At 66.7% G+C, this 1307-nt stretch carries 1 protein-coding gene and 1 pseudogene; one reads left to right on the forward strand and one right to left on the reverse strand.

The window, feature by feature from the left end; genetic code table 11:
- Positions 1-630: pseudogene (locus AC1DY5_RS55985) on the reverse strand (phage tail sheath family protein); the annotation flags it as partial.
- Positions 631-879: 249 nt separating this feature from the next.
- On the opposite strand from AC1DY5_RS55985, the gene AC1DY5_RS55990 reads away from it, so the two are divergent.
- Positions 880-1307 (forward strand): eCIS core domain-containing protein (locus tag AC1DY5_RS55990; protein WP_478122764.1); only part of this gene is annotated, 428 nt, incomplete at its 3' end.

Genomic DNA, 1307 nt, shown 5'->3' on the forward strand with positions numbered 1-1307 from the left:
CGCCAGGGCGGCGCTGTCGACGCCGCCGGCAAACGACACGCTGCCGGGCAGGGGTCGCGTGGCCGGTGCGATCCAGTGGCCGCTGCTGTCCAGCGCCACCTTCGCGATCAGCGATCGGCTGTCGAGCACGCGGGCCACGAAGCTGGCGCTGGCGCTGCTGGAGGAGACATTGAGGAACTTCTCCGTGGCGCCGCCGGCCTGCGTGATCGTGAGGTTGTAGAGCGTGGTGTCGCTCGGGTCGCGCGTCGCATCGTCGACGGTGACCTTCAACGCGTTGCCCCAGGTCCCCGGGCTCGAGGCGACGAGGTCGAGCGCCTCGTTGTTGGCACCTCCCGTGACGAGTGCTGCCGAGGCGGCCGCGGCACCCGACTGCAGCCGCACGATGATGGCCTGGCTCCCACCGTTGAGGTAGAAGTCCTGCACCGCATAGCTCAGCGGATAGTTCATCTGGACACCACCGAACAGCCGCTCGAAGTCGCCGAAGCTGCTGATCAGCGCCGGCTCGCTCACGGGGCCTTGCGATGTCCTGCCGATGAATGCGGCGATGGAGGTCGCCACGCCGGTGATGGTGCGCACCCCGCTCGGCACCTCCTCGATGTAGACGCCAGGGGACAGCAGTGCGGAAGTCATGGTCGACTCTCCTTGTTGCAAATCGACACGACGCGCAGCCCCGAAGGCAGCGCTTCGAATCAGGCCGATCGATCGACATGAAAAAGGGGTGCTGACAATACCCGCGCGAATCGCGAACCGCAATAGACTGAGGGCCATAGACATAGAGCCATGTTCGCTTCATCGCTGGCCAGGCTGCGTTCGCCATCGGTCGCCGGATCGTCGATCCGACGCAAGTGTTCGTCTTGCGAGCGGGAGGAAGAGAAACTCGTGCGCCGGAAGGCCACGGCGAAGAGCGCGTTGCATGACACCTCCGTAGCGTTGCAAGTCAGCAGTCCCACGGATGTCGAAGAGCGCGAAGCGGACCGACATGCAGAGCGGATCACGCAGACTTCCGAGCCGCCCCGGCCGCAGTCGCAGTCCCGCCTCGGACCGGAGCTCGCGCTGGCCGGCGTGCATCAGGTTCTTTCGTCGCCGGGTCGCTCGCTCGATGCGGGCACCCGCGCCTTCATGGAGCCGCGCTTCGGCTACGACCTGTCGACGGTGCGGGTGCATGAAGACACGGCGTCGCGGCGGAGCGCCGACGCGCTTCATGCCGATGCGTACACCGTCGGACGCCACATCGTGTTCGGAGCGCAGCAGTACGCGCCTGGAACGAGCGCAGGGCGGTGGCTGCTAGCGCACGAGCTGTCCCACGT

The organism is Variovorax sp. P4_D9, from assembly GCF_056401695.1.